At 36.9% G+C, this 25,974-nt stretch carries 29 protein-coding genes; 8 read left to right on the top strand and 21 right to left on the bottom strand.

Going from position 1 to position 25,974, the window contains the following annotated elements; genetic code table 11:
- The first annotated feature begins 216 nt into the window (after nucleotides 1–216).
- Together menA and VPAR_RS02055 are read left to right on the top strand one after the other, a co-directional pair.
- Nucleotides 217–1,119, top strand: coding sequence for a 1,4-dihydroxy-2-naphthoate octaprenyltransferase (menA, locus tag VPAR_RS02060; protein WP_042466689.1), 903 nt, complete (start codon nucleotides 217–219; stop codon nucleotides 1,117–1,119).
- Between the two features lie 143 nt (nucleotides 1,120–1,262).
- Nucleotides 1,263–2,081, top strand: coding sequence for a MetQ/NlpA family ABC transporter substrate-binding protein (locus tag VPAR_RS02055; RefSeq protein WP_012863968.1), 819 nt, complete (start codon nucleotides 1,263–1,265; stop codon nucleotides 2,079–2,081).
- A gap of 37 nt (nucleotides 2,082–2,118) precedes the next feature.
- Here the strand turns inward: VPAR_RS02055 and VPAR_RS02050 are convergent, their stop codons facing one another.
- Genes VPAR_RS02050 through VPAR_RS02035 form a run of 4 tightly spaced genes read right to left on the bottom strand, consistent with a single transcriptional unit; the run spans nucleotide 2,119 to nucleotide 5,186 of the window.
- A complete protein-coding gene (locus VPAR_RS02050; protein ID WP_012863967.1) occupies nucleotides 2,119–2,514 on the bottom strand; it encodes a cytidine deaminase in 396 nt (131 codons plus the stop codon).
- Between the two features lie 10 nt (nucleotides 2,515–2,524).
- A complete protein-coding gene (locus tag VPAR_RS02045; protein ID WP_012863966.1) occupies nucleotides 2,525–3,826 on the bottom strand; it encodes a pyrimidine-nucleoside phosphorylase in 1,302 nt (433 codons plus the stop codon).
- Nucleotides 3,827–3,879: 53 nt separating this feature from the next.
- Entirely contained in the window at nucleotides 3,880–4,542 is a 663-nt protein-coding gene (gene deoC / locus VPAR_RS02040) for a deoxyribose-phosphate aldolase (RefSeq protein ID WP_012863965.1), read from the bottom strand.
- A 14-nt stretch (nucleotides 4,543–4,556) separates the two neighbouring features.
- Entirely contained in the window at nucleotides 4,557–5,186 is a 630-nt protein-coding gene (locus VPAR_RS02035; protein WP_012863964.1) for a 3'-5' exonuclease, read from the bottom strand.
- 188 nt (nucleotides 5,187–5,374) lie between these two features.
- Between VPAR_RS02035 and pyrF the strand changes: the two genes are divergently transcribed.
- Entirely contained in the window at nucleotides 5,375–6,094 is a 720-nt protein-coding gene (gene pyrF, locus VPAR_RS02030; RefSeq protein WP_012863963.1) for an orotidine-5'-phosphate decarboxylase, read from the top strand.
- Nucleotides 6,091–6,678, top strand: a complete 588-nt coding sequence (pyrE, locus tag VPAR_RS02025; RefSeq protein ID WP_004693651.1) for an orotate phosphoribosyltransferase — start codon at nucleotides 6,091–6,093, stop codon at nucleotides 6,676–6,678. The genes pyrF and pyrE overlap by 4 nt, the downstream gene beginning before the upstream one ends.
- A gap of 273 nt (nucleotides 6,679–6,951) precedes the next feature.
- On the opposite strand, the gene VPAR_RS02020 is transcribed toward pyrE, so the two are convergent.
- The 13 genes from VPAR_RS02020 to VPAR_RS01960 form a co-directional block, all read right to left on the bottom strand.
- Nucleotides 6,952–7,380 carry a hypothetical protein gene (locus VPAR_RS02020; protein ID WP_012863962.1) on the bottom strand — a complete coding sequence of 143 codons (429 nt, stop codon included), beginning with the start codon at nucleotides 7,378–7,380 and terminating at the stop codon, nucleotides 6,952–6,954.
- Between the two features lie 192 nt (nucleotides 7,381–7,572).
- The gene (locus VPAR_RS02015) at nucleotides 7,573–7,923 is read right to left on the bottom strand and encodes a hypothetical protein (protein ID WP_012863961.1); all 351 of its coding nucleotides are present in this window, start codon (nucleotides 7,921–7,923) and stop codon (nucleotides 7,573–7,575) included.
- 9 nt (nucleotides 7,924–7,932) lie between these two features.
- Nucleotides 7,933–8,508, bottom strand: a complete 576-nt coding sequence (locus VPAR_RS02010) for a DUF1700 domain-containing protein (protein WP_012863960.1) — start codon at nucleotides 8,506–8,508, stop codon at nucleotides 7,933–7,935.
- A complete protein-coding gene (locus VPAR_RS02005; protein WP_012863959.1) occupies nucleotides 8,495–8,824 on the bottom strand; it encodes a PadR family transcriptional regulator in 330 nt (109 codons plus the stop codon). The genes VPAR_RS02010 and VPAR_RS02005 overlap by 14 nt, the downstream gene beginning before the upstream one ends.
- Nucleotides 8,825–9,162: 338 nt before the next feature.
- Nucleotides 9,163–10,260, bottom strand: a complete 1,098-nt coding sequence (locus tag VPAR_RS02000) for a S1C family serine protease (protein WP_012863958.1) — start codon at nucleotides 10,258–10,260, stop codon at nucleotides 9,163–9,165.
- A 668-nt stretch (nucleotides 10,261–10,928) separates the two neighbouring features.
- A complete protein-coding gene (locus VPAR_RS01995; protein ID WP_004693664.1) occupies nucleotides 10,929–11,618 on the bottom strand; it encodes a response regulator transcription factor in 690 nt (229 codons plus the stop codon).
- Nucleotides 11,615–12,877, bottom strand: a complete 1,263-nt coding sequence (locus tag VPAR_RS01990; protein ID WP_231968145.1) for a sensor histidine kinase — start codon at nucleotides 12,875–12,877, stop codon at nucleotides 11,615–11,617. Before VPAR_RS01990 ends, VPAR_RS01995 begins: the two co-directional genes overlap by 4 nt.
- Nucleotides 12,878–13,405: 528 nt before the next feature.
- Entirely contained in the window at nucleotides 13,406–14,758 is a 1,353-nt protein-coding gene (locus tag VPAR_RS01985; RefSeq protein ID WP_012863956.1) for a pyruvate carboxylase subunit B, read from the bottom strand.
- A gap of 544 nt (nucleotides 14,759–15,302) precedes the next feature.
- A complete protein-coding gene (locus tag VPAR_RS01980; protein ID WP_012863955.1) occupies nucleotides 15,303–15,629 on the bottom strand; it encodes a hypothetical protein in 327 nt (108 codons plus the stop codon).
- Nucleotides 15,616–16,791 carry a glycosyltransferase family 9 protein gene (locus tag VPAR_RS01975; RefSeq protein ID WP_012863954.1) on the bottom strand — a complete coding sequence of 392 codons (1,176 nt, stop codon included), beginning with the start codon at nucleotides 16,789–16,791 and terminating at the stop codon, nucleotides 15,616–15,618. Before VPAR_RS01975 ends, VPAR_RS01980 begins: the two co-directional genes overlap by 14 nt.
- Before the next feature lie 72 nt (nucleotides 16,792–16,863).
- A complete protein-coding gene (locus VPAR_RS01970; protein WP_012863953.1) occupies nucleotides 16,864–17,811 on the bottom strand; it encodes a hypothetical protein in 948 nt (315 codons plus the stop codon).
- A gap of 8 nt (nucleotides 17,812–17,819) precedes the next feature.
- Nucleotides 17,820–18,758 carry a phosphodiester glycosidase family protein gene (locus VPAR_RS01965; protein WP_012863952.1) on the bottom strand — a complete coding sequence of 313 codons (939 nt, stop codon included), beginning with the start codon at nucleotides 18,756–18,758 and terminating at the stop codon, nucleotides 17,820–17,822.
- A gap of 11 nt (nucleotides 18,759–18,769) precedes the next feature.
- A complete protein-coding gene (locus VPAR_RS01960; protein ID WP_012863951.1) occupies nucleotides 18,770–19,573 on the bottom strand; it encodes a polysaccharide deacetylase family protein in 804 nt (267 codons plus the stop codon).
- A gap of 303 nt (nucleotides 19,574–19,876) precedes the next feature.
- On the opposite strand from VPAR_RS01960, the gene VPAR_RS01955 reads away from it, so the two are divergent.
- Nucleotides 19,877–20,668 (top strand): carbon-nitrogen family hydrolase, encoded by a 792-nt coding sequence (locus VPAR_RS01955; protein WP_012863950.1) that lies wholly within the window; start codon nucleotides 19,877–19,879, stop codon nucleotides 20,666–20,668.
- Nucleotides 20,669–20,752: 84 nt separating this feature from the next.
- On the opposite strand, the gene VPAR_RS01950 is transcribed toward VPAR_RS01955, so the two are convergent.
- Together VPAR_RS01950 and VPAR_RS01945 are read right to left on the bottom strand one after the other, a co-directional pair.
- Nucleotides 20,753–21,838, bottom strand: coding sequence for a hypothetical protein (locus VPAR_RS01950; protein ID WP_012863949.1), 1,086 nt, complete (start codon nucleotides 21,836–21,838; stop codon nucleotides 20,753–20,755).
- Between the two features lie 65 nt (nucleotides 21,839–21,903).
- Nucleotides 21,904–22,116, bottom strand: coding sequence for a hypothetical protein (locus tag VPAR_RS01945; RefSeq protein WP_012863948.1), 213 nt, complete (start codon nucleotides 22,114–22,116; stop codon nucleotides 21,904–21,906).
- Nucleotides 22,117–22,327: 211 nt separating this feature from the next.
- On the opposite strand from VPAR_RS01945, the gene pgtP reads away from it, so the two are divergent.
- Nucleotides 22,328–23,701 (top strand): phosphoglycerate transporter PgtP, encoded by a 1,374-nt coding sequence (pgtP, locus tag VPAR_RS01940; protein WP_012863947.1) that lies wholly within the window; start codon nucleotides 22,328–22,330, stop codon nucleotides 23,699–23,701.
- A gap of 109 nt (nucleotides 23,702–23,810) precedes the next feature.
- Here the strand turns inward: pgtP and VPAR_RS01935 are convergent, their stop codons facing one another.
- The gene (locus tag VPAR_RS01935) at nucleotides 23,811–24,452 is read right to left on the bottom strand and encodes a DUF4178 domain-containing protein (protein WP_012863946.1); all 642 of its coding nucleotides are present in this window, start codon (nucleotides 24,450–24,452) and stop codon (nucleotides 23,811–23,813) included.
- A gap of 352 nt (nucleotides 24,453–24,804) precedes the next feature.
- On the opposite strand from VPAR_RS01935, the gene VPAR_RS01930 reads away from it, so the two are divergent.
- A complete protein-coding gene (locus VPAR_RS01930) occupies nucleotides 24,805–25,029 on the top strand; it encodes a DUF2188 domain-containing protein (RefSeq protein ID WP_004698366.1) in 225 nt (74 codons plus the stop codon).
- A gap of 174 nt (nucleotides 25,030–25,203) precedes the next feature.
- Here VPAR_RS01930 and VPAR_RS01925 read toward each other — a convergent pair whose 3' ends face one another.
- On the bottom strand, nucleotides 25,204–25,428 hold the full coding sequence (locus VPAR_RS01925; RefSeq protein WP_012863944.1) for a hypothetical protein: 225 nt from the start codon (nucleotides 25,426–25,428) through the stop codon (nucleotides 25,204–25,206).
- A gap of 133 nt (nucleotides 25,429–25,561) precedes the next feature.
- Here VPAR_RS01925 and VPAR_RS01920 point away from each other — a divergent pair, with 133 nt between their 5' ends.
- Nucleotides 25,562–25,933: a helix-turn-helix domain-containing protein gene (locus VPAR_RS01920; protein WP_012863943.1), complete on the top strand. Its 372-nt coding sequence runs from the start codon at nucleotides 25,562–25,564 to the stop codon at nucleotides 25,931–25,933.
- Nucleotides 25,934–25,974: the final 41 nt, after the last annotated feature.

The following is a 25,974-nucleotide window of genomic DNA, read 5'->3' as shown; positions in this document are numbered from 1 at the left end:
ACTATGTATAGATTGTTAGATAATCTGTGCAGTATATATTAAGAGTTTAAAAGATAATCTATACTGCATATATAAATTATTATACTATAACGACATATATAACTGTATAGTATAATTTACAAGCTTATCTTTCTGCTATACAATACATAAATAGACATGTAAAGATGATATATGTATGAGAAATGGAAAGGAGTGCACACTCGGTGTGCTTTTAATATGATACAAGAATTAATTTTCCTCACCAGGCCTCGCACATTAGCTGCTGCATTAGGGCCTACCATTTTAGGTGCTGCTTTTAGTTATTATGCATTTGGCGCTACTCAGGGTACAGGTCTTGCCATTTTCCATACAGTGCTCATATTTTTAGCTGTTGTAACAGCCCAAATTGTAGCAAATTTATGGAATGAATATAAAGACTTTAAATCTGGACTCGATGCTGGTCAAAAGGTAGGTAATGCTGGTTCTATCACGCGTGGCGCTATAACACCAGAACTCATTATAACAATGATTAAAGTACTCATGTTTGTACCCATTATCATTGGTCTTTATTTATCTGCTACTATAACTTGGTATTACATCCCTATAGGCTTCTTATGTATTCTAATTAGTTTCCTTTACTCTGGCGGTCCAAAACCAATTTCTCGAACACCCTTTGGAGAAATTTCCTCTGGTATCGCTATGGGTTTTGCCATCGTACTCATTACAGGCTATGCCTGGACACGAGAATTATCCTTAGCTCTGTTAATTCCTGCAATTCCATCTACATTGTTAGTTGGTTCCATCATGTTGACGAATAATATCCGAGATATTAGAAATGATGAAAACCATGGACGTCACACATTGCCAATCGTGCTTGGTCGTGAAAGAGCGCTCAGCTTAATGAGTATCTCATATATTTTCAATTTTATTTGGATCATTGCTTGGATTATAATAGGCCATATGACATGGTTCGCCTTATTAGCATTCCTTGCGGCACCACTAGCTTTCAAAACAATTCATACATTATCTACCAATACAGATGAGTTCCAATTAGATAAGGCTATGGGCACTACCGCTGGGGCAGCCATGATTTATCAACTAATGTGGGCGATTGGACTTATTATGGGGAAATTATTTTAAAAAATGAACATACTTATATTATAGGTTCTCCATAGTTTTTAGTTATGGAGAACCTATAATAATTCCTTCTTGATAGATAGGAAATTATTTAGTACTATAGATTTAATATTTTATATGTAATTATTGTATAAGGAGTGTGTGTAATGAGAAAATTTTTAGCATTAGCAGCTACTGTAATCCTTGGCGGTGCTTTATTAATCGCAGGCTGCGGTAACGACAACAAACAAGCTACTAGCGATGGTAAACAAGTATTAAAAATTGGTGCAACAGCAGTACCTCACGCAGAAATTTTGGAACAAGTTAAACCGATTTTAGCAAAAGATGGTATCGAATTAAAAATCACAGAATTCACTGATTACAACACACCTAACTTGGCTTTAGGGGACAAAGAAATTGATGCCAACTTCTTCCAACACGTACCTTACATGGAGGAATTCGCAAAAGCTCACAAACTTGACTTAGTATCTGTTGGTGGTGTTCACCTTGAGCCAATGGGTTTATACTCCCGTAAAATCAAAGATTTGAAAGATCTTCCAAAAGGCGCTAAAATCGCTATTCCTAATGACCCTACAAACGGTGGTCGTGCATTATTGTTGTTACAAAAGCAAGGTCTAATTACATTAAAAGACTCTACAAACATCTTATCTACCGTACAAGATATTACTGCGAACCCTAACGAATATCAATTCGTAGAATTAGAAGCAGCACAAGTACCTCGTTCCCTTGACGATGTAGCTTTAGCAGCTATCAACACTAACTTTGCATTAAACGCAGGTCTTAACCCTGGCAAAGATGCATTGGCGATTGAAACTAACGATTCCCCTTACGTTAATATCGTAACTGTACTTAAAGGTAATGAAAATGACCCTCGCATCAAAAAATTGATGGCTGCACTTCATAGCCCTGAAATTATCAAATTCATCCAAGAAAAATACCAAGGTGCTATTGTTCCTGCATTTTAAGGTATACTAAAAAGAGACCACATAGGTGGTCTCTTTTTTACATATTATCGGCCCTAAATCTAAAAGGTAATAGTCCTTCTAAATCAACAACTGTATAGTCCCCTCTTAAATTCGCCATTATAATACGAGGTATTTCAAATTCAGAAATCACCTGACGGCAAGCACCACATGGGGCACAGGGTCCTTCCGTATCAGCAACTACAGCAAGGGCTTTAAATTTTGTTTGCCCTTCTGATACGGCCTTAAATATAGCAGTTCGCTCCGCACAATTAGTTAATCCATAAGAAGCATTCTCTATATTACACCCCTCATAGATGCTCCCATCCTCGCAAAGAAGGGCTGCGCCCACGCCAAAATGTGAATAAGGACTATAGGTTTTATCGCGAGCCACAACAGCACGATTGATGAGCTTTTGAATATCCTTTTCTTTCATATTGCACTCCTCACTCTACAATATCAAGTATAGTATCCATTACTTTAGATGCAGTATCACCAATAGTAATAGCCGCCAAATAGGTCTGAGCCGCATTAGTGAATAAGCTTTCATCAGAAGCATATAGTGTGGCTATCCTTTCACCCATGCTAACGGCGTCCCCAGTTTTTTTGTGCATTACAATACCTGCACTATAATCGATAGGACCATCTTTAACCGTGCGACCTGCCCCTAGCATAACGGATGCAATGCCACATCGTTCTGTATTCATACGGGTAATATAACCATCTTGAGGCGATGTTACATCATAGGTAAACTTACCTATTGTTAATACACGGTCATCATCGATAACTCTGCTGTCTCCACCTTGGGCTTCAATCATTAAACGTAATCGCTCTAGGGCTGCGCCAGAATCTAGTGCTTGTTGCACACGATTAAGAGCAGTTTCGTAATCACACATATGGCTCAATACGAGCATATGAGCTGCCATGATAATACATTCATGCGTTAAATCCTCTGGACCATGACCTTTCAACGTATCAATAACCTCGCGAATCTCCAAAGCATTTCCAATAGCATGGCCTAACGGTCGATCCATATCCGTCAAAATAGCCTTAACTGAACGGCCATTTTCCTTTCCAATATCTACCATTGCTTTAGCCAATTCACGAGCATCCTCTATGTTTTTCATAAAGGCGCCACTACCAACCTTTACATCTAACAAAATTGCTTGTGCACCAGAAGCCAGTTTTTTGCTCATAACAGAGGATGCAATAAGAGGGATGCTATCAACAGTTCCCGTCACATCACGCAAAGCATATAGCTTTTTATCAGCAGGTGCAAGCCCTTCCGACTGACCTATAACAGCAAGACCGATTTTATTAACTTGATCGATAAAAGCATCTTGCTCTAAAGATACCTTTAAATTTGGAATAGATTCCATCTTATCAATAGTGCCGCCTGTATGACCAAGTCCACGTCCAGACATCTTAGCCACCTTGCCGCCACAAGCGGCTACGAGAGGCGCAATAATAAGTGTTGTCTTATCCCCTACACCACCTGTACTATGTTTATCTACGGTAATCCCATCAATATTCGACAAATCTACCATATTACCTGATTGAGCCATAGCCAAGGTCAAGGTTCCTAGTTCGCGAGCGTTCATACCATTAAAAACTATGGTCATCAAGAGCGCACTCACTTGGTAATCAGGGATTTCCCCCTTTACATAGCCATCTATGACAAAGCGGATTTCCTTATCTGATAACGGCAAGTTCGCCCTTTTCTTCAGAATAATATCATACATACGCATAGTTACACCGCCATTCTAAGAAACCACCTAAGCATAGCCTAGGTGGTTTTCTATTATACTTCTTCGTTCAAGTGATTCTTTAGCAACTCTACAGCTGCACTGGCTCCAATTCGGCTACAACCTTCTGCAATATAGGCTTTCATATCCGTAATAGAGCGAATACCACCAGCGGCCTTGATCTGTACATTAGGACCAATATGCTTTTTAAAGAGTCTAATATCTTCAAGGCTTGCACCGCCGCTACCAAATCCAGTAGATGTTTTAATATAGTCTGCACCACCATTTATAATACATTTGCAAAGCGCTACCTTTTCAGAATCTGTAAGATAACAAGTTTCGATAATAACTTTTAAAATCTTATCACTACAAGCTTTCTTAAGCGCCTCAATTTCGCTAGTTACTGCTTCAAAATCACCTTGCTTTACATCTCCAAGATTAATTACCATATCAATTTCAGAAGCGCCCTCTTCAATAGCCTGTTTCGTTTCGGCTACCTTTACCTCTGTTGTTTCATATCCTAAAGGAAAGCCGATAACGGTACATATGTTAAGTTCTGGATATGCTTCATGGGCGGATGCTACAAAGTCTGGAGGAATACAAACAGATGCAGTTTTATACCTTAAACCAGCTTCACAGACTTCTTTTATATCATCCCATGTAGCTGTAGGACGCAATAATGTATGATCTACATAAGCTAATAATTCTTTACCCAACATAGTACCTCTCCTTACTAAAAGAACGACATTTGCTCTGGTTCTGGCTCTTTATGTAATGCATCTTGAGCAGAGCGATTTTTATCATCAATGAATGGTTCTAACGGTACGCCTGTAATCTTTAATAAATCTGGTAAGCTATTAACGCCTTTCAACTTAGCAGCTTCTAATACAACCTTTGCACAAGTCTCCGCATCATCCAGTGCATAATGATGTTTAAACTCAACTCCAATGTATGCGGCCATTGTATTCAACTTATGATTAACTAAATCAGGCCATACAGCACGTGAAAGTTTAACTGTACATGCATAATCTAGTTCTGGCCAAGGGATTTTATAATAATCTAAAGTAGCACGCAATACGTTCATATCGAATTTCGCATTGTGAGCCACCATAATATTCCCTTTTAAATGGTTTTCATAAATGGCATTCCACAACTGATCAAAGGTCTTTTCATGAAGAACATCCTTCGGTTGGATACCATGAATTTCAATACATTCATCATCAAAACTCATAAATGGTGGTTTGATGAGACTATATGCCTTTTTAGTAATTTGTCCATCCTTTACGGTAATAACCGCCAAGGAGCACGCACTATTTTTAAATTTATTTGCTGTTTCAAAGTCTAATGCAACAAAATCTAACATAGGACTCCTTTCAAAATCTATATATAAGAATTATATTCATTTACTCTACTTATTATAGCATGAAATAGACTATAATCTACTGTTCAAAGGTGAACAATAATCACCTCATTCACACCGATTTTAATTGACAGATAGGCCCTCAGTATGTGAAAATTATTTAGATATGTATGTAGTATGGAGGTTGCAACATGGCAGATGACAGATTAATCGTTGCCCTTGACGTATCCACGATGGATGCAGTGAAAGAAATCGTATTATCCCTCGGTGATTCGGTTAGCTTTTACAAGGTCGGTATGGAGCTATTCTATGCCGAAGGAGCAAAAACAATTCATTTTTTACAGGAGCAAAACAAACAGGTATTTCTTGATTTAAAATTGCACGACATTCCAAATACCGTAGCCCATGGCGTTTCTTCTTTAACACGTCTCGGTGCTAGTTTAATTACTCTACATGGTCAAGGTGGTCCTGTCATGATGAAAGCTGCTGTTGAGGCAGCTCGTGAGAGTGGGGAGAAACTAGGCGTTGAGCGACCAAAATTATTAGCCATCACTGCTTTAACTAGTTTCGACGATGAATCTTGGACTGCTATCGGTGGTCAGCTACCGATTTCCGACCAAGTCATTCGCCTTGCAAAACTCGCTAAAGACTGTGGTATGGATGGTGTTGTATGTTCCGCATTAGAAGCTAAAATGATTCGAGAAGCATGTGGCGATGACTTCCTCATCGTTACCCCTGGTATTCGCCCTTCCTTTGCAACAACAGACGACCAAAAACGGGTTGCTACACCAGCTAGTGCTTTACAAGATGGAGCATCTCGCCTTGTTATTGGTCGACCTATTACACAAGCTGAAAACCCTCGTGAAGCGGTTCGTTTAATTATTGAAGAAATGGAGAAAGTATCCAAATGATGACAGAACAAGAAGTAAAACAATTACTGATCGATACTCAAGCTATTTTAGAAGGCCACTTCCTTTTGACATCTGGTCTCCACAGTCCAATGTACGTTGAAAAATTTAATGTGTTACAACATCCAAAATATACTGAAAAACTTTGTAAAGAATTAGCTGAACGCTTCCGCGATCAAAATGTGGAACTTGTTATTGGACCTATGACCGGCGGCATCTTACTTGCTCACGAAGTAGGTAAAGCTCTTGGCACTCGTGCTATCTTCACAGAACGCGAAAAAGGCGTTATGACATTACGTCGTGGCTTTAAAATCGAACCAGGCACAAGGGTACTTATCGTTGAAGATATCGTAACTACTGGTGGTTCTGTACAAGAAGTAGTAAATGTGGTAAACCAATCCGGTGGTGAAATCGTAGGTGTAGGACTTCTTGTTAACCGTTCTGGGGGCAAAGCAGAATTCGGTGTACCTCACGAAAAGGTACAAGCATTACTTAATCTTGAAGTTCCAACTTATAAACCTGAAGAATGCCCTCTTTGCAAAGATGGCATAGCTATGACAGAACGCGGTTCTAAACACATCAAATAAATTTTTAACGACCTATATGCATAGGTCGTTTTTCATTAGGAAGTTAATAAAATATTCCCAGCCCATCAAGTACTATCTAATATTTATAAATAGATACAAAAAGAGCTCCTTCGCTAAGGAGCTCTTTTTGTTTGTGTGTAGTTATTGTGTGTAAGAGAGAGATTCTGATACGAATGTATCACGTAGAGTGTATGGCTCTACGGTGGCCATGAATGCACTTTCATGACCACGGTCTCTATTATTTTATGAAAGAAAAGGACTCATAAAATATGGTTAGTTTTGTGTAGTTTGTGGTGCACCTTGACTAGTTTGTTGTTGTGGTGCATTACCATTATGTCGATCACCATGAGGAGGCTGACCTTGTGGTGGCACTTGATGATTATTACATTGTTGTCTCATTCGATGGTTTTGACCTTCTGGTCTCATAGATTGATCGTTATCTTTTCGATGCATATTATCAACTTGATGATTCATTGTCATATGCTCCATTCGATCTTGTCTATGCATTTGGTTATTTTGATTTTCTAGTAGCATATCACATTTTTTATCTTGGAAATTGTTTGCATCATCATGATTTCGTTCTACTAAGAAGTTCATCTTGATTGGCTCATTATTATTTTGTACGTCATTAGTAGAAGCAAATGTTACACCGCCAATCCCATATACTGCGGTTAATACTGTAGCAATTAAAAGTTTTTTCATATTTTCACCTTTACCTAATATTCAAATACGATTAAAACAACTATATCCTCAGATAGATCTAACTCTATATCTATTAATATCTTAAAACATACGGCCCAATCTATATTACCAATCTATATTAATAGTTTTATATATTAATTAAGCTTGTGTATCACCATTAGGTGCCTGTTCTGAAGCATTACCATTAGGTTGCTAACCTTGAGATGGTTGGCCTTGTGGAGGCATTTGACCATTTTGATGCATATACTGACCATTATTTCGTCCCATACCATCTTGAGGCATCATTTGGTTTTGACAATTTTGGTACATATGTTGACCATTATTTGGCCCCATACCATTTTGAGGCATCATTTGATTATTTCCATCCATCATATGTTGGTCCATATGCATATTAGAACCATCATGTCTATGTGGTTTTCTAAACTGTTGTTCATTGGTTTTCATCCATTCACCAAAATTTGGTAGATCATTTACAGCAAAGGATGTACCTACCCCTACAGCACTGATTACAGTTAGAATGGCAGCAATTATAATTCGTCTCATAGGTCCTCCTTAATCTACATTGCTGAAATAACGTTCGCGTACACCACGAAGTTCAATACCAATAAAGATACATGTAAGGCCCCCAAAGAGACCTACACCACCAAGTGCAACTAAAGTTACCAATGATAATGCAGGAAATGCCGTTACATTCTCGAATGGTTGCCAAGAGCTACCTAATAAATACAGGATTGCCGGCGTAATAATAAATATAAGAACCCCCACAATATATGATAAACCACTACCTATGGATAATAAGGTTTTAGATGCTTTTTTAGCCATTCCTGGTAACTGCGGCAATAAACGCTCTTTGTAGTCATCAAATCTAGCATAAATTTCTTGCATATTAACAGATTTACTTTCACCACCATCTTGACTCAATGTATCTGTAATAATACCTGCATCTACATAGGATGCATAGATTTCCTCTGGAGTACCTAACGATTTAATGATTTCACTATCCGTAAGGCCTTTTTCATAACCTACGGCAAAGTGTTCCTCATAAACCTCTATAATACTCTCTACATCGGCAACGCGCGCTTTTTTGAAAATATTGCGCAATGCCTCTAAAAAGCTATTTTTGTCCATTATAGTCGACTCCTTTCAACAGGATATTGATGACACCAGAAAATTCATCCCATTCTTGGCGCATCTGATTGTATGCTGCACGGCCATCTGCCGTGATGTGATAATATTTTCGAGATGGTCCTGTGGAGGACTCCTTCAAATAGGTCTCAACATACTTTTCTTTCTTTAATCTATTAAATAATGGATATATCGTTCCTTCGGAAATCTCAATATACTCCGAAATAGTGCTAACAATTTCATATCCATAGCGATCGTCTTGTGTTAATAATGCTAGTACTAGCATATCCATAACACCTTTTTTTAATTGAACTTGCATAGTTCCTCCCTTTAGGCTGTGCCTACTGGCCAATGTGAAAGCTCTCTTACGGTCACTATCATGTACTGACAAATACATAATAACACAAGGTACCTCGGAATACAAGGTACCTTGTTAAAAATATATTTCACAAAATATAAATTCACGCTCTTAACAGCCTAAAAATTCAGATATTATCTGCTTTTATAAGGCAAAAAAATTTTCTTAATTTTTTCTAATTTTACCTATGTTAGCCTATATGTATCGCACATACCTCGGCTACAACATAAAAATCCCCATCCAAGGGATGAGGATTTTCATTGATTTTAAAATAATCTATTTATTCTAACATCAGTAATTTATTTTGAAGTTGCTTGGCCTAATTTAATCTGTGTGCTCTTCATTTTGCCATTGTGAGTATAAGATACCAAAACTGTATCACCAGGGCTCTTAGCGTCAATTCTCTCTTTTAATTCAAGTAATGTAGTGATATCTTTGCCATCAATTTGAGCAATCGTATCACCTTCTACTAATCCAGCTTGTGCTGCAGGGCCTGTCGAGTCTAATTGTACAATAAGAAGTCCTTCCCCTTCATAACTTACATTATTGCGTGCTGCTGTTTGACGATCTACGGCCCACACACCGATATACGGGCGAATGACCTTACCATTTTTAATAATAGAATCAACGATAGTCATAGCAGAATTAATTGGAATAGCAAAGCCCATACCTTCAATTCCCTCTTTAGAGATTTTAGAGCTATTGATACCAATTAACTCTCCATCTGCATTAATGAGAGCACCGCCTGAGTTACCTGGATTAATGGCTGCATCAGTTTGAATCAATGGGAATCGTTGACCTTGATCATCAATTGTACGTGCTAAGGCACTAATAACACCAGAAGTAACTGAACCTTTAAACTCAAGACCTAAAGGATTGCCAATAGCAATAGCTGGCTCCCCTACTTGTAAGGAGTCAGAGTCCCCAATTTTTATAGGTTTAATATCTTTTGGAGGTTTAATTTTTACAACTGCTAAATCCGTCTGTGAATCTGAACCTATAACGGTCCCCGTCACCGTACTGCCATCAGATAATGATACTGTAACCTCCCCATTTTTAGCCCCCGCCACAACATGTTTATTTGTTACAATATGTCCATCATTATCGATAAGCACACCGGACCCAACACCTTCTCCAGCATAGATAGTACGGTTAAAAATATCCTTTTGAAATACTTGTGTCGTAATCCCTACTACAGCAGGCCCAGATTCTTTAGCCGCTTGTACTACATAGGTATTACGCGTTTCAGTAATAGGCTTAGTCTGTTTAGTTTGTTCTCTCACGTTTGTTGGTTGCGTATTAACAGGGCTGCCAAAGAAATAGTATCCTCCGCCTACCCCAATACCCAAAGCAAGAATACACGCAATTACTGTTTTCTTATATTTTGAAAATGTCATGTAGATCTCCTTATATTCTTCTTAATATTCTTCTACATCACCCATAACTTCTTAATGATGATTATAAAAGTTAAGATTAGAACCAAATCATAAATCATATAATTATGATGCTTTATAAATACGCCACGTCTCACACTAATTCAAATCATCTCAAAATTAATTTTATAAAATTGATTTTGATGAACCTATTATAGTACGCCTGCTTTTACAATGCAAGATATCAATTTATAACTTTTCTTATAAAAGTATAATTATTATAACCGTATATCCTCCACTAGATAAATACCTAGAATCCTGAAAGATGCTGTATAAAATGTATTCAAATATCTAAAATCTAAAAAACATAAAGGGCATTCACTAGCCGTCGCTAGCAAATGCCCTTTATGCATATAGTTTGAGAGTGTAAGGACTGTTGAGAGAGAGAGTATATGTGATCTAGATAAGCTTTAGAGAGAACTTATTAAGAGAGAGAAGTTAAAATATTACTTATCTAGAGTCATAATCAGCCTTACTTAAATAAGTATACATGGAATATCTAAACTATCAAAGTAACTATATAAACAATTCTTAAACCTTTGATTATATCTCTATAATAAAATCTCTATGAAGTCATATCTAATCAACAGCCACGAATAACGTGAGTATAATGTGAATGCATATTTTCGATACTAAACGAATTTATACCCTACGCCCCATACTGTAATAATATGCTTACTATCAGATGGATTATCCTCAATTTCTTCACGTAAACGATTAATATGAACCGCTACAGTTGCATAATCACCATAGGAGTCAAGTCCCCATACACGAGAATATAATTCTTCTTTGCTAAATACAATATCACGGTTACGCATCAAGAATTCTAACAACTGGAATTCTTTCTTTTTGAGATGAACCTCTTTTTCATTCACCCATACTTTCATCATCTTAGGATCGAGACGAATTTCACCGGATTGAATAGCGTTAGTTTCCATTGCATCGCGCTCTGTTAAACGTTTATATTGCGCCAACATAGCTTTAATCTTCGCAATCAATACAGATGGAGAGAATGGCTTTTCAATATAATCATCAGCGCCTACGCCTAAACCACGGATTTTATCGATATCGTCAAGGCGCGCAGTTACCATAACGATTGGTACACGAACTTTGTCACGAATTTGGCGACAAACTTCAAAACCATCCATTTCTGGCAACATAACATCAAGGATAATAAGGTCTACAGGAGTATTCAATGCTGCTTCAATGCCATCTGTACCATTAGTCATAATAGTTACATCATAGCCCGCCACCATTAAATAATCACGCTCAATATTGGCAATATCCAAATCGTCTTCAATAATTAAGATATGTTCACTCATGATTCTTCTCCTTGCTTAGGAAACTCTAATATAATACGTAGACCATGTGGCCTTACATTTTCAATCATAACTCGGCCTTCAAAGATTTCCATAATTCGACGGATAATCGACAATCCTAGGCCACTACCTTCTTGAGGATTCGTACGAGACGAATCTACACGATAGAATGGGCGCATCAGACGCTCTAGAGATTCTGGCGGTACACCTGGACCATCATCACTGATGACACAATATACAAAATCATCATCACTCGTTACATCTATGACGCAATGACCAATATCGGCCATTTTATACTTAGCACTATTGTTCAACACATTCTGCAAAACTCGTTGTAACAATTGTGGGTTAGCATTGATAAAAGGTGTTTCCGTAGCTATACGGGCCTTAATCTCAAGCCCCTTCGATTGATACGGAGCTAAATGATCTTCTACAAAGTCATGCACAAACTGACCTAATTCAATTCGCTCAGACGGACGAGATTCTTTTTTATAGTTCAATGTTGTTATGAGGAATAGTTCCTCTAACATAGAATCCAAATCATTGGCCCGCTTCAAAATAATCCCCATATATCTTTTTTGTTGCTCTTCCGTTGGTGCAATACCATCACGAACACCTTCAGCATAAGCTTTAATAGCCGTCAACGGAGTTCGTATATCATGAGATATACCAGCGAGTAGCTCTTTCTGTTGTTCTTGTTCCATTTCAATCTGACGATTTGCCATTTCTAACGACTTTGTCATGTTCTTAACGTGAATCATGATAAACCGTGTAACAAATCGGTTAATAGCAAAAAATGTAACAATAAAGAGCAATATGGAAACTACGATAATATAAAAAGATACGGATTCCATTAAGCTATCACTACCATGGGTAGCACGCCTAATCGCAATATGGTATACATAGGAATGACGTCCATCGTACTTTCTCATTTCATAAACGAAAGTATTATTGGATTGATATACGATGCCCTGTAATTCAGGATTAACATCAATAAGACCAACAATGGCAGAAGCACTATAGATTTGTGGATTACCGTAGTTATACACCATACTTCCTTGATCAAGTACTTCAACATATACTTCCTTTGGATCAAGTAGGCTATAGCTAGGCTTAACCAAGCTATTAATTAGATCATTTTCTAACCCATAAAAGGTAATGGTTTCAGTTATTCGACTGACACTTTTAAACTGTTGTTCCTGCTCAATACGCAAATAGTAACCGGCATTGGCCAATATGCGCAAACCTGTAAAATATAGCAAAAATAAGATGATTGCTATTAAAATAGGTACAACAAACAGCACAACATTGGATATCCAAATTCGTATTTGTAAATTCACAGGATTACCTCAATATCATAAATAGTAGATACTCTCTATAGTTTACGCTATTTTTAATACTTAACGCAAGTAAAACACGCAAATATCCAACATATTTTTCACTATTCTTTCATACGTAGTTTATAATTGACTGATTATTCAAAGGTACCTCAACCCTTTTAATATCTAATACTTTTCGTAAAAATTATATTTTCACACGCATCCATGTATCTTATGGCGATATGAAAAATGGTAATATCTGATATTTCATCAGTTTCTTAGTCTCCCCTTTTAATAGGAACTTGTCTATACTATTTATAAAAAAATAAAATATAAAATATAAAACAACTATTGAATCTCTTCATTTAATAAAACAAAATATATACTGGATTATACTATTTCTCTATGAGGATAGTTTAAATATGGTCAAAAAAAAAGAGGATTCCTAAGAATCCTCTTTTAAAGTTTGGATTAACGACGATTTGCATCGAAGAAGTTGATAGCAACTTCTGGGAACATAGCGTAAGTCAATACGTCTTCATCAGTGATACCATTGTAGCCTTTGGAAGCTAAATCTTGACGGTAACCTTCCAATTCAGGTTCAATAAGATCTGCAGGACGGCAAGTGATAGGTTCTTCATCACCAATAATAGTACGACGAATATCATCGGAGATAGTACCAGGTAACGCACCATATTTACCGCGTACAAGGTCTTTAACTTCGTTAGGAACCATTTTGTAACGGTCGCCCATCATAACGTTCATCATAGCCATTGTACCAACGATTTGGGATGTTGGGGTTACCAATGGAGGGTAACCCAAGTCTTCACGAACGCGTGGCATTTCATCCATAACGTCGAAGAAGCGATCGCCCATACCCATTTCGTTCAATTGGTTTTGAGTATTGGACAACATACCGCCAGGAATTTGGTAACGACGAACAGCTGGGATTACATCGCTAGCTGGTTTCAAGTTGAATTCTTCAGCGATTTGTTGTTTTACTTTACGGAAGTGGTCAACTAATGGAATGTATTTATCAAGGTCAAGACCAAGATCCCATTCAGTACCCTTGAACATTTCGATCATAGGTTCAGTAGCTGGTTGGCTAGTTGCATGAGCAAATGGAGAGATAGCAGTATCGATGATATCTACGCCAGCTTTAGCAGCTTCCCAGTATGTAGTACTTGCAAGGCCGCAAGTGAAATGACTGTGCAAGTCGATTGGCAATTCGCCGAAACGTTTTTTGAAAGTAGAAACCAAATCATATGCATCAGCAGGTCCTAACAAACCGGACATATCTTTGATACAAAGGGAATCAGTACCCATTTCTACCAAAGTTTCAGCTACTTTCAAGAAGCTTTCAGTTGTGTGAACTGGAGAAATTGTGTATACCATAGCGGATTGAACGTGTGCACCAGCTTTTTTGGAATACTTAATAGCAGCTTCCATATTGCGTGGGTCATTCAATGCGTCGAAAATACGGATACGGTCGATACCATTTTTTACAGCCGCATTACAAAATGCTTCTACTACGTCGTCGGAGTAGTGTTTATAGCCCAACAAATTTTGACCGCGAAGCAACATTTGCAATGGGGTATTTTTCAAATTAGCTTTCAATTTGCGAAGGCGTTCCCATGGATCTTCATTCAAGAAACGAAGACAGCTGTCATAAGTAGCGCCGCCCCAACATTCAAGAGCTTCATAACCAATATCATCTAAAAGGCCGAGCACTGGTTCCATTTGTTCGTAGCGCATACGTGTTGCCAAAATAGATTGATGACCGTCACGAAGAACGGTTTCGCAAATTCTTAATTTTTTAGCCATGTTAATCCTCCAAATCGAAATAGTCTGTGTATGTAACTTTATACACTCATCAAACAACTATCTCATACCTATTTTTTTTACGATTTTTTCGATGTCTGCTCACACTAGCCAAACGCGCTAAAATCGTAATACATACTTATATTAGACTACTTATAAAATTCTTTGTCAACAACCACATTATGCTATTTACTCATGATTTCATGTATACAAAGATGATTTTTTCGTGATGAACATCACAAAAAACTGCAGAGGAACTAGAGTTTAGCATGTATGTTTAATCAAATTAATTTTTTTGTAATTGCTCATTTTAATGAGAAACTAAAAATTATATCGTAATAATTTTTAGTTATTATTAAATACTTTTCAAAATATATCGGTATTTATAAATGTAGTAATTCGATAAACATCGGTATGCTTATGAGTTCATCAATTTTATTAATAACTTAGTCGATATTTTTAAATGCATAAACATACAAAAGAACCTGTCCATTTACGGACAGGCTCTGACGTAATCTTTAAAATTTAAGAGTTCCCATTATACGCATTACTTCTCAGGCTTAACCTTTTTAGGCGCAGTTTCAAGGACAATATTTTTACCTTCCCGTTTTACTTGAATAGAAAAGGCCCCTTCTCCTTCTTTAAAATACTCCATCTTGATATCAAGGAGCATTTTACCAATTATAGTCTCTACTTTTTCAGTTAAGAACTCACGGTAAAATGCATCTTCTTTTTGCTTTGGACTTTGGTGAACTACTGGCTTCTTAGCATCTCGCTCCATATTGAACATAGTATCTTCAAAATTTTCCGTATCCTTAAAATTTTTCATCATATCCGCATCGGATAAACCTTTTTGGATTTTAAACTTTGCCATGTATATCTCCTATCAATTCAAAAATTGCTTTTTTTACGCGTACTGGTTCAATACCAGACATACAATATTGATCAGGCTTAGGACAACGTCGTTTTCGGCAGCCCAAGCAATCTAATTCATTATTTACGAGCACCTTAAAGGTTCCCGTCAGAGGTCCCCATAATTTAGGGTCCGTAGGGCCAAAAAGTGCTACTACAGGCTTATTTAAAGCTAACGCAATATGCAGAGCTCCCGTATCAGCAGTAACTACTACATCACAACTTTCAATTAAAGCCCCTAATTCTTGAAGCGTCGTTTTCCCTAACATATTCAGTACGATTTTATCAATGCCCTCATCTGTTAGCGAGTCCATCAAGGGTTTGTATTGAGTAGCCTCTTTAGGGCCACCTAAACAAACAAAATTTGCTCTATATTGAAGGGATTTAATGAGGGAGTACCATTTTCCCTGAGGCCATTCTTTCGTTGCCCAAGAGGTGCCTAATACAAGCCCAACTCGTAGAGGTGTATCCACCTCCCCACGATTCAAAGAAATGTCTTTATCAATCAATTTCCATTGCTCTTCTGCCCAACTATGTAAATTTGATGGCGCCTGAAAATCCATGTGGTACAGCGTATTAGCACTAGATTCATTTAGTGGAGAACTGCTTTCAACACCGCATTTAGCTATGTTAAGCGATGTATCTAAATTTGCATGTTCAGTAACAGCCTTTGTTAACAACTGAGCTACCTCTACATAGCGCTTAATCATGTGTTCTGTACTAGGCTTCGTTTTATAGTTAGTAAACAACCAATTCAACTCTTTTGTGCCACCAAGGCCAAGTCTAATGGGGGCTCCTGAAGCTAATAGTACTAACCCTGTTATAAGACGTCCTTGCACATCAATGGCTACATCAAATTTATAAGGTTCTAATTTGGCCTTAAGATCCCACCACATGCGCCACATTGTAGGGATATGTAGTTTTTTAGAATGAGCCTCGTATTCATCCCGTTCCCAGGGAATTATCTCATCTACATAGGGATTGTCCTGTAAAAGCTCTACCATACTAGGCGTTACAATCCAATGCAACTTAGCATCAGGATACTGTTTCTTAATCCACCGCGCAGCAGGTGTAGCATGCAAAATATCACCTATGTAACTAAGGCGTACAAATAATATATTCATAGATATCCTTAGGGTACATACTATTATAGGAATAAAGCCTTTATAATGAAAGAACATTATAAAGGCTTTTTCTTAAGATTTCTTTTTACTACCACTACTATTGGATGATTTAGAAGATGTAGTATCTTCTGTTACCTTAGTAGTTTCTTCACTACCATTCTTAATAATGTTTTTTACATCTGATAATGTCAACTCATTAAATGTAGTAGGGTGGTTGTATTTGTAAACTGGATTGAAGCCTACACCTAGTTTACCAGTGTAAACAGTCAATGCATTATTATCCTCATCAACACGAGCGATATAGATAGTTTTGTCCATATCAACACCGATAAAGCGGAAACGCCCTTCAGGGTTGATAACACGCCAACCACCTTCAATGCCATTAAACATGAAGACATCCCCAGTTCTCACATTATCGTAGAAGAAGTTATCCTCATCGTAGAATACGCCGATATGACCGATATCAGTAGCTTGCATGTAAACACGACGTGTATCGTAATTAGCATCGGTACGATAAATACGATATGTATGTTCTTGAACTTTTACCTTCATATACACCACATTCGTCGCTTCAGAGTACGCAGCATCTACGATTTTACTGCCCCGAGGCAAGTCTTCAAGTTTCGTATCAACTTCATGTTCTGGATCATCCGCATTAAGACGAGCCATGACAACATCTCTGGAGTCATATAAACCCATGACAGCATAGTTACGGTCTGGCATCCAGTTGAAGTAACTAATCGAACGCCCCTTCAAATCAATATTCGTAGGGGTACTTTCATTAGCCTTGTAAATTTTCAAAGAGTTTTCTGTAACAACGGCCATGAATTGATGGTCATAGGATACATATTTAGTGCCTTCCTTCACATCAGGGAAGTTTTTAGTATCATCTTTTGATGCGCCTGCTACATTAAACTCTGTAGTCGGCGCAAACATATATTGATCAAGGTATAGGTATACCCCACCTTGCAGAAGAATACCTACCGCAAAGGCGCTCAGTACACGCGTAAAAGGTTTCATCTGTCCTCCTATTTCACGATAAACGCCGTTGGGATCATGCGTTCCCCTAACAAATCAGCTGGTTTATTTACTACTTTACCGTTGAGGTACAAAGTAGAACTAGAACCGCCATCTAAGTTTGCTGCAATGTAGCAACCTTTTTCAAAAAGAATATCTTGTACGTCACGCAAGGTAGCACCAATGGAATATCCTGGTTGACGACCATCGATTACGAGGAATAGCACTGTACCATCTTTCTTTTGACCAATAGCAGTACGAGGACCTACGCCCCAGCCACCATCACCTTCGGTAATCATCTTCTTACCATCGACGATAAGAGGCGGACCAAAGGTAATACCTTCCATGGCTTTCATATCACCTAGCTGAGTTTTATTATAATTACCTGCAATAAGGTTACCGGCTTTAGAGAAACCGACGAAGTCAACATCTTCATCAGGGCCTACATCCTTGCCGATAACGTACTCACCATCATGTAAAATAAAACCATATGGCAAACGGCCTGTACCAGTACCATTTGGATCATGGAAACCACCGCCATTAATAGCTGCTACAGCATTATTCATTTTTGCAATATTACTAGTAGTATCGCCTTTTTCTTGAATATTAGCCGCTGTACCAACTTGGATACGACGAGGATCAGGAATTTCTAAAATATAGCCTACATAACGAGCAGACTGAATTTTTTCAAGATTTAAAGTCTTATCTTCACGAGCATTAAACTTGAATAAATCTTGGCTTTTAACAACCCCAACAGTCCCCAAAATCGATTGTAATTCTTCATCATTGAACAACCATGTAATGTAATGAGGATGGCGAGATTGTAAAATAGCACCAATAACGGCACGCTTTACATTATTAAATGGTCCAAAGAGCACCACGAAGGGTGATGTAACAACGGTAAATAAGAACACCATGATGATGAACTTTACCCAATTCTTTTTGAACAATGTATTTCTCCTTATAAATCAGTGAAATGTTCAGTGCTAATGCGTTCTTCAAAATGCTTGATATCTACCGCATTGCCTACCCAAACACGCAAAATATTATATGGATTATCACCAGTATGAGCCCAGCCAGACTTCATAGCCATGCCCATCTTGATACCAGCTTTCTTAGATGCCGAATCGGTGAATTCATTTTTATCTCCATACGGATAGCAGAACCAAGGATTATCCTTAATGCCTACTTCTTTAGCAAGTGCCTCTTGGGCCTTTGTGATATTTTCAATTTGTTTCGCTTCAGACAATTGACCCATTTCTATATGTTGGAAACCATGATTGGAAATAGTGATACCATTTTTATGCATTTCACGCACTTGATCCCAAGTTAAACGCGTACCAATATCGCCAGGATTAATAAAAACAGTCGCTGGGAAACCATATTCTTTCATGATTGGATATACGATAGAATATGTATCTGCATAACCATCATCAAAGGTCAAAACAACTGGTTTTTCAGGCACTGCAGCACCATTTACAACATATTCATACAATTGTTCCATCGTCAATGGATTGTAGCCGTTATCCTTGAGGAACTTCATTTGTTCTCTGAATAAATCCTCCCGAATAACCGCATCATTATCTTTGTCGTCGCCGACTTTATGATACATAAGGACAGGAATGCCCGATGGATGTACCATCTTAACTTCTTTTACAGGCGGTACTGAACTAGTAGGTTCTGTTTTTTGTGAAAGCACGCCACAACCTGCCACAACCATTGCCAATACCAAAACTAACAGTGTTACCAACGGAATCCGTTTCATAGGTCCTCCTCTATTAGAACACAATTATATACAGAATATTATAACATTTCCATGAAGAATAGTAAAAAGTAACGCTTTATTAGTACTTCATCAATCGATTTCCGAGGTCTAGGATACATAGTTTCATATGGATGCCTATAACACCTGAAAGCCTAAAGTCATATAAATCTTCAGTATCAAAAATCATTTAAAACTTCTACGATTATTAAGAGCTATATTGTAATCCGTTCAATAATGCTTTAATATTCTAATTATAATACACATTACTAAAATTATGCTCATCCAATAGACAAAGGATTTCTTATGAAAAAACGCTTAAGCCTTATACAAATGGACGTTCATGTAAACGAAGTGGAATACAATTATGCACGCGTCCAAGAATTACTTTCACAAGCCCTATCAGAAAGTCCTGACATTATCGTCTTGCCCGAAACATGGAACACAGGATTTCATCCATCTAAGGATTTAATCAACATTTCTGACAGAAATGGAGAAAGAACAAAAGCTTTATTAAGTACATTCGCAAAAGAACACAATGTAAACATTGTGGGCGGTTCTGTAGCCGTAGCAAAAGAGGATTTAGTATTTAATACATCCTATGCTTACAACCGTAAAGGCACGCTCGTAGGAGAGTATTCCAAAATGCACGGATTTAGTCCTGCTAAAGAGGACCAATACTTTGCTAGCGGTACACATACCACTCATTTCGAATTGGATGGTATTCCTTGTAGTACGGTTATCTGTTACGATATTCGCTTTCCTGAGCTCGTGAGAATGGCTGCATTATCAAATACAGAGTTATTATTTGTACCTGCTCAATGGCCTACTATGCGTTTACGCCACTGGCAAGTATTAAACGAAGTGCGCGCTATTGAAAACCAACTCTTCTTATGTGCTGTCAACGGCTGTGGTACAGTAGGTCGAGTTCAAAGCACTGGTCACTCCGCCGTATACGACCCATGGGGCACCAATCTACTCGAAATGGACACTAGGGAGGGCATCTCATCTATAGATATCGACCTCACCGTAGTAGAGGATATTCGCAATAAAATCAATATTTTTAGAGATCGCAAACCTGAACTCTACAAGCTATAAAATAAAGGCACATTGTTTTTAACTACCAGCTTAAACAATTCATTTATAGATGGTCTGCGCATAAAACAATGTGCCTTTTTATTTTTACTCTACTGTATTAAGAAAATAAATGACTCTAGTTTGCTCTGGATTAACGGCCATGCCTGCAACAGTAAACATATTATATGAATAATCAAATTTAAAGATATAGAATGTGTACTCTGCGTTAAATGGTCGCTTTACTTCTTTATACGAATAGTAACCTAAATATTTTTTCTGTAAAGTCTTATTTTCATCATTGGGCAACACTTTATCAGAACTTAATTTACTAGTATCTTGCTCTAAGTCCAAAACCATTTGATTATTCATTTGGTTAGAGAGCTCACGATCAATCTTTCGCTTAATATTCTCATTGCTTAGCGCCATTTTATATTGATACATATTATTGAATATATTAGTTACTTCAATCCATTCTTCTGGCAATATAGTAGACAAGTATTTTCTATAATTCGTCTTAACATCTTCGTACGGTTTAATAGAAACACGTTCAGCCTCCCCCTTAGTAATAATAACCTTAGCATGATTTTCTGCATCTTGAATATAGGGCTTTAGTTCTGATGGTTTACCCGTAAAAGAAACTTGAATATACCGACCATCTTCAATCGCCTTAGGCGGCTTTAAATGAATATCAACCTGCTTAGCAAAAGAAGGTATTTTCTTTGGAAAACCAGACAAATCATTTATTTTATTTATATCTATATGATTGTAATATTCCTTGTCATTAACAGGGTACTTACTGCTTTCTCTAAAATTAATGGCCTTTACAATTTGTTTTTCAATTTCTTCTCGTGTATAAGGATTTTTAATAAGGTCTCGTTGTGGTACACTTCTTATTGTTCTATTATGTTCCTCAATATGAGCGTGCATACGTGATTCTACCTCTCGATGTAGCAACATTTGTTCATTAAATGTTTTTTTAGCAACGGACATAACAGCATAAGATAATTCTGTTTCGCCCGTAACTTTACTTTCCAAATAAGGCATAACTTCTTGAGGTTGTACTCTATCAAGTTGAGTAGTTTTTGCGCCTAATGGCGTTGATACAGATGGAATGGATATCTGCTCAGCATTTATTATTCCTATATTAGCAAACAATACTATCGCAACTAGTACAATTCCTTTTGAATTCATTCGAGTCTCCATCAAATAATTATATTAAAAACTTGCTATACCTCTCATATAGTAAGTCATATACGTTAAAATTCAATAAGCTTCCACATATCCTCTGGAACCTGTTCTAGAGGTTTATTTTTTGCAATTGCTTCTTTTAGAATATCAATAGTATCTTGCACCTCTTGTTTATCCTTTGTATCAGGATCATGAAGGATGACACGATTTAAAGAACCTTCACCAAATTGCTTTAAATACTCTTTTTCCACTTGATTAAGTTCACGGCGTAAATATTTCATAGATAATAACCTCCCAATATATTTAATCTAATATATTAAGAAGTACTTGTCTATAATTCAAATATTTTCTATACACATCTTCAGCTAATAATAAACAATTTAAATTGTAAATTAATATTTTTATCTCATAAATCATTTACATGAATTCTATAGAAATGGTAGTATTAACAATGCAATAGGATTTAGTTATTAAGAAAGAAAGGTAATAACTATGTTTTCATTTCTACAACCTAAAGAGGCAAAATCATCAGTTCCACAAAACATGATTATGAATCTATATTATAAATATAGATTGCAATCATTAATTGGTATTTTTATAGGTTATGCTGCGTACTATATTGTTCGTAATAACTTTGCCTTATCAACACACTTTTTATCAGATATCCTCCATATGAGCAAAACAGAAATTGGTTTGCTATCTAGTGGTATGCTTATCGCTTATGGTTTAAGTAAAGGCTTTATGAGTAGTCTTGCGGACAAAGCAAGTCCTGCCAAGTTTATGGCTTTCGGTCTCATTTGCTGTGCAATTATCAATATCTTTATGAGCTTTGCCGATAGTCTCGCCTTCTTCTTAGTTTTAGTAGTACTAAATGGCTTTTTCCAAGGATTTGGTGTAGGACCATCCTTTATCACCTTAGCTAAATGGTACCCAAAACAGGAACGTGGCCGTTATGGAGCTATCTGGAATATTTCACACAATCTCGGTGGTGGTATCGTAGCACCAATCGTAGCCGCCGCATTATATTTCACTACTACAGACCACTGGCAATTAGGGAGTTATGGTGTACCAGCGCTTATTGCAGTTATCATAGCAATTGCCATTTCTTTCTTAATCAAAGAAAGCCCTGAACGTGAAGGCTTACCACCAACAAGTGAAATCATCGCCGACACAGCTCATAAGGCGCACAGAAGTTCTGAAGCACCGCATATGAGCACAAGAGAAATCTTTGTAAAATACGTATTGAAAAATAAAAACGCTTGGTATGTATCATTAGTTGACACCTTCGTTTACATGATTCGCTTTGGTATGCTTACTTGGCTTCCAATTTATTTATTACAAGTAAAGGGTTTCTCCAAAGCAGAAATGTCTGTTGCCTTTTTATTCTTTGAATGGGCGGCTATTCCTTCTACTATTTTTGCTGGTTATATTTCCGATAAATTCTTTAAAGGTTATCGCATGCCACCTGCAATCATTGCTATAAGTATTATCTTCTTCTGTATATTTGGTTATTGGCAAAGCGAGTCTCTCTTATGGGTTACTTTCTTCGCTGCTATTGTAGGTTGTTTAATCTACATTCCTCAATTCTTAGCTTCAGTACAAACTATGGATATTGTACCACCATTTGCAGTAGGTTCTGCTGTTGGTCTTCGTGGATTCATGAGTTACATTGTTGGTGCAAACTTAGGTACAACACTATTTGGTGTTTTAGCAGATAAATTTGGTTGGAATGCAGGTTTCTATCTTTTATTAGTAGCATGTGTTCTTTGTATTACATTCTGTGTATTGGCTCATTTTGGCGCCAAAGAATTAGATGCTAAAGAAGCTGAGCTTGAACAACTTCAACCAGCTGAAGCTAATAACTAACCCCTAACAAATAAATCCTATAGTAAAAAGGTCGTAATATGTATTAATACATGTTACGACCTTTTATTTCCCCCACGAAAGGGAGTCCTATATAACCGATGTGTTTTCATCAACGCATAGTTCTCGAAATAATGAAAGCACAAGCCACAATGATACCAAGGACTATACTCCCAGCTACTATATAAGGCCATGTAAGTACATCACGTACATCATTCAATATTTTTATATCAAAGATTGGCATATAAAGTAGTAAGTTCCCCAAAATCCAACCGACTGGTCCTATGAACTTCAGCTTCTTAATCGTATCCATTTTATCTAGAATAGACTCGGTTACCTCTGAATCCTTTTCGACAGATACGTATGCTTTATTAATATAAAAGCCTTTTGAATATTCCGTTTCAAAAGCCCACTCTTGAACAGAAAACGTAGCAGTACCATCAGCATTTTCATACTCTTTATATTTAGCAGTATCAGTAGTACCTACGTCTACCTCACCCCAAGCACCCGTTACCATCTCATAACCACTATCTACGAGTTTCATATCGGCTGGTAATGCTTTTCCACACAACTTGGAAAACTGGTACGCATCTCGCTTCTTATCCCAACTGAGCCAAAATGCCTTGTTATTACTATGTTTGACTAACTTATACTCATACCATATCTTCCCATGAGTATCAATGTAGCGTATCTTGCCTAAAATCGTATATAGATCCCTTCGGATACGTAATGTCCCACCATAATTAAAAACCATAAGCTTCTCTCATACTGAAAACTACACACATAAATGTATATTATTAATTACTATGATTGTACACATAATATGAAAGTATGCCAATACAGATATAAATCAGAACCACCCGTAAAACTGATAGTTTGCTCACGTACTCTAAGCCCGTAGTACTAGACCAGCGTCTAAAAGCGCTGGCTTTCACTACGTTCAAGCCGCATAGTCATTGACTCGTAAGTTGCTCCTCAATAATCATATATTTTTAATTTCATAAATTGATTTATAAGCTTTTATCGATATTCACGAATTATTCATGAATATTTTGTATATTTTTAAAATTATATTTGTATAATCACCTTAGAAGGGAGGTGATTATATGGGCAAAAACCAACATGTCGTACCATCTAAAAACGGTGGTTGGGATGTTAAAGGCGAAGGAAATTCAAGAGCATCAAAACACTTCGACCAAAAGAAACCGGCGATTGATTACGGAAGACAAGCTAGTCTCAATCAAAAAAGTGAATTAGTAATCCACAATAAAGATGGCCGGATAGCTCAAAAGGACAGTCACGGACATGATCCTCATCCACCAAAAGGTTAATTGTAATTAGGAGTACAGACGGCGACATACTCTAGTACAGGTTCTTTATCATCAGTTATAACGGCAACAAGGGTATCGTCGTCTTCTCTCTTTATAACCACCTTTGTGTATTGGTTTGTGTTCAAAATACTATTTGGCTTCATTTTTTCTCTCCTATCCTTCAACTCGTTTGTTTCATTTAATTCGCAACTTATTAGATTGCTTTTTTCGCAAAAAAATAAATAAATGGGCTTCAATTGAAAGATAATCAATCATAACCTTAATTTCATCAGATCCAAATACGCCTTTCTTTAATTTAATAGAAAACGTTTTAGGAGTAATCCCTAATCTTTTAACAACATCTGTTTGAATTTTTTCAGCACTAACAATTGAACCTTTTATCTTATTTATATCAATCAATACATCACCTCTTTTGCAAAAGTAACTTATTAAGTTATTTATGTTAAAATCATTTGTAAAATGTTGCGTATTAAGTTAAAACGGTGTAATATTGACTCATGGAAAAGATTATATTTAGAGCGAGGTAAATTTAATGACTCCCAACAAAGGAGATAAAATCAAAAATCTCAGAATTCAAAATAAAATGACTCTAGAAGAAGTCGGCAATAGGATTGGAGTCTCAAAACAAACGTTATATAAATATGAAAATAATATAATTACAAATATACCTTCAGATAAAATAGAAGGATTAGCCAAAATATTTAATGTATCTCCTGCTCTAATAATGGGCTGGGATGACACGCCTAAAGAGTACTATAAAGACGCTGAAGCAGCTGAATTCACTGAGTACTTGCGCACACGCCCAGGTGCTCGTATGCTATTCTCTGCAGCAAAAGATATTAGTAAGGAGGATATGGAGAAAGCAGTTGAGTATATAGAACTGCTGAAATTAAAACATAAATAGTAAATGATTCGTTATATATAAATAATAGGAGTTGAAGCTTA

The sequence above is a fragment of the Veillonella parvula DSM 2008 genome, assembly GCF_000024945.1.
In the GTDB taxonomy this organism is placed as follows: domain Bacteria; phylum Bacillota; class Negativicutes; order Veillonellales; family Veillonellaceae; genus Veillonella; species Veillonella parvula.
This window is presented reverse-complemented; position numbering and strand designations above follow the sequence as displayed.

Excerpts from the sequence above, each read along its gene's own strand:
- VPAR_RS01935 (WP_012863946.1), bottom strand. The coding sequence starts at position 24,452 with ATGGTTTTTAATTATGGTGGGACATTACGTATCCGAAGGGATCTATAT.
- VPAR_RS01960 (WP_012863951.1), bottom strand. The coding sequence starts at position 19,573 with ATGAAACGGATTCCGTTGGTAACACTGTTAGTTTTGGTATTGGCAATG.
- deoC (WP_012863965.1), bottom strand. The coding sequence starts at position 4,542 with ATGTTGGGTAAAGAATTATTAGCTTATGTAGATCATACATTATTGCGT.
- VPAR_RS01945 (WP_012863948.1), bottom strand. The coding sequence starts at position 22,116 with ATGAAATATTTACGCCGTGAACTTAATCAAGTGGAAAAAGAGTATTTA.
- VPAR_RS01975 (WP_012863954.1), bottom strand. The coding sequence starts at position 16,791 with ATGAATATATTATTTGTACGCCTTAGTTACATAGGTGATATTTTGCAT.
- VPAR_RS01995 (WP_004693664.1), bottom strand. The coding sequence starts at position 11,618 with ATGAGTGAACATATCTTAATTATTGAAGACGATTTGGATATTGCCAAT.
- VPAR_RS01930 (WP_004698366.1), top strand. The coding sequence starts at position 24,805 with ATGGGCAAAAACCAACATGTCGTACCATCTAAAAACGGTGGTTGGGAT.
- pgtP (WP_012863947.1), top strand. The coding sequence starts at position 22,328 with ATGTTTTCATTTCTACAACCTAAAGAGGCAAAATCATCAGTTCCACAA.
- VPAR_RS01985 (WP_012863956.1), bottom strand. The coding sequence starts at position 14,758 with ATGGCTAAAAAATTAAGAATTTGCGAAACCGTTCTTCGTGACGGTCAT.
- VPAR_RS02035 (WP_012863964.1), bottom strand. The coding sequence starts at position 5,186 with ATGTTAGATTTTGTTGCATTAGACTTTGAAACAGCAAATAAATTTAAA.
- VPAR_RS02005 (WP_012863959.1), bottom strand. The coding sequence starts at position 8,824 with ATGCAAGTTCAATTAAAAAAAGGTGTTATGGATATGCTAGTACTAGCA.
- VPAR_RS02055 (WP_012863968.1), top strand. The coding sequence starts at position 1,263 with ATGAGAAAATTTTTAGCATTAGCAGCTACTGTAATCCTTGGCGGTGCT.
- VPAR_RS02050 (WP_012863967.1), bottom strand. The coding sequence starts at position 2,514 with ATGAAAGAAAAGGATATTCAAAAGCTCATCAATCGTGCTGTTGTGGCT.
- pyrE (WP_004693651.1), top strand. The coding sequence starts at position 6,091 with ATGATGACAGAACAAGAAGTAAAACAATTACTGATCGATACTCAAGCT.
- VPAR_RS01950 (WP_012863949.1), bottom strand. The coding sequence starts at position 21,838 with ATGAATTCAAAAGGAATTGTACTAGTTGCGATAGTATTGTTTGCTAAT.
- VPAR_RS02000 (WP_012863958.1), bottom strand. The coding sequence starts at position 10,260 with ATGACATTTTCAAAATATAAGAAAACAGTAATTGCGTGTATTCTTGCT.
- VPAR_RS02015 (WP_012863961.1), bottom strand. The coding sequence starts at position 7,923 with ATGAGACGAATTATAATTGCTGCCATTCTAACTGTAATCAGTGCTGTA.
- VPAR_RS02045 (WP_012863966.1), bottom strand. The coding sequence starts at position 3,826 with ATGCGTATGTATGATATTATTCTGAAGAAAAGGGCGAACTTGCCGTTA.
- VPAR_RS02010 (WP_012863960.1), bottom strand. The coding sequence starts at position 8,508 with ATGGACAAAAATAGCTTTTTAGAGGCATTGCGCAATATTTTCAAAAAA.
- pyrF (WP_012863963.1), top strand. The coding sequence starts at position 5,375 with ATGGCAGATGACAGATTAATCGTTGCCCTTGACGTATCCACGATGGAT.
- menA (WP_042466689.1), top strand. The coding sequence starts at position 217 with ATGATACAAGAATTAATTTTCCTCACCAGGCCTCGCACATTAGCTGCT.
- VPAR_RS02020 (WP_012863962.1), bottom strand. The coding sequence starts at position 7,380 with ATGAAAAAACTTTTAATTGCTACAGTATTAACCGCAGTATATGGGATT.
- VPAR_RS01955 (WP_012863950.1), top strand. The coding sequence starts at position 19,877 with ATGAAAAAACGCTTAAGCCTTATACAAATGGACGTTCATGTAAACGAA.
- VPAR_RS01980 (WP_012863955.1), bottom strand. The coding sequence starts at position 15,629 with ATGGCAAAGTTTAAAATCCAAAAAGGTTTATCCGATGCGGATATGATG.
- VPAR_RS01920 (WP_012863943.1), top strand. The coding sequence starts at position 25,562 with ATGACTCCCAACAAAGGAGATAAAATCAAAAATCTCAGAATTCAAAAT.
- VPAR_RS01970 (WP_012863953.1), bottom strand. The coding sequence starts at position 17,811 with ATGAAACCTTTTACGCGTGTACTGAGCGCCTTTGCGGTAGGTATTCTT.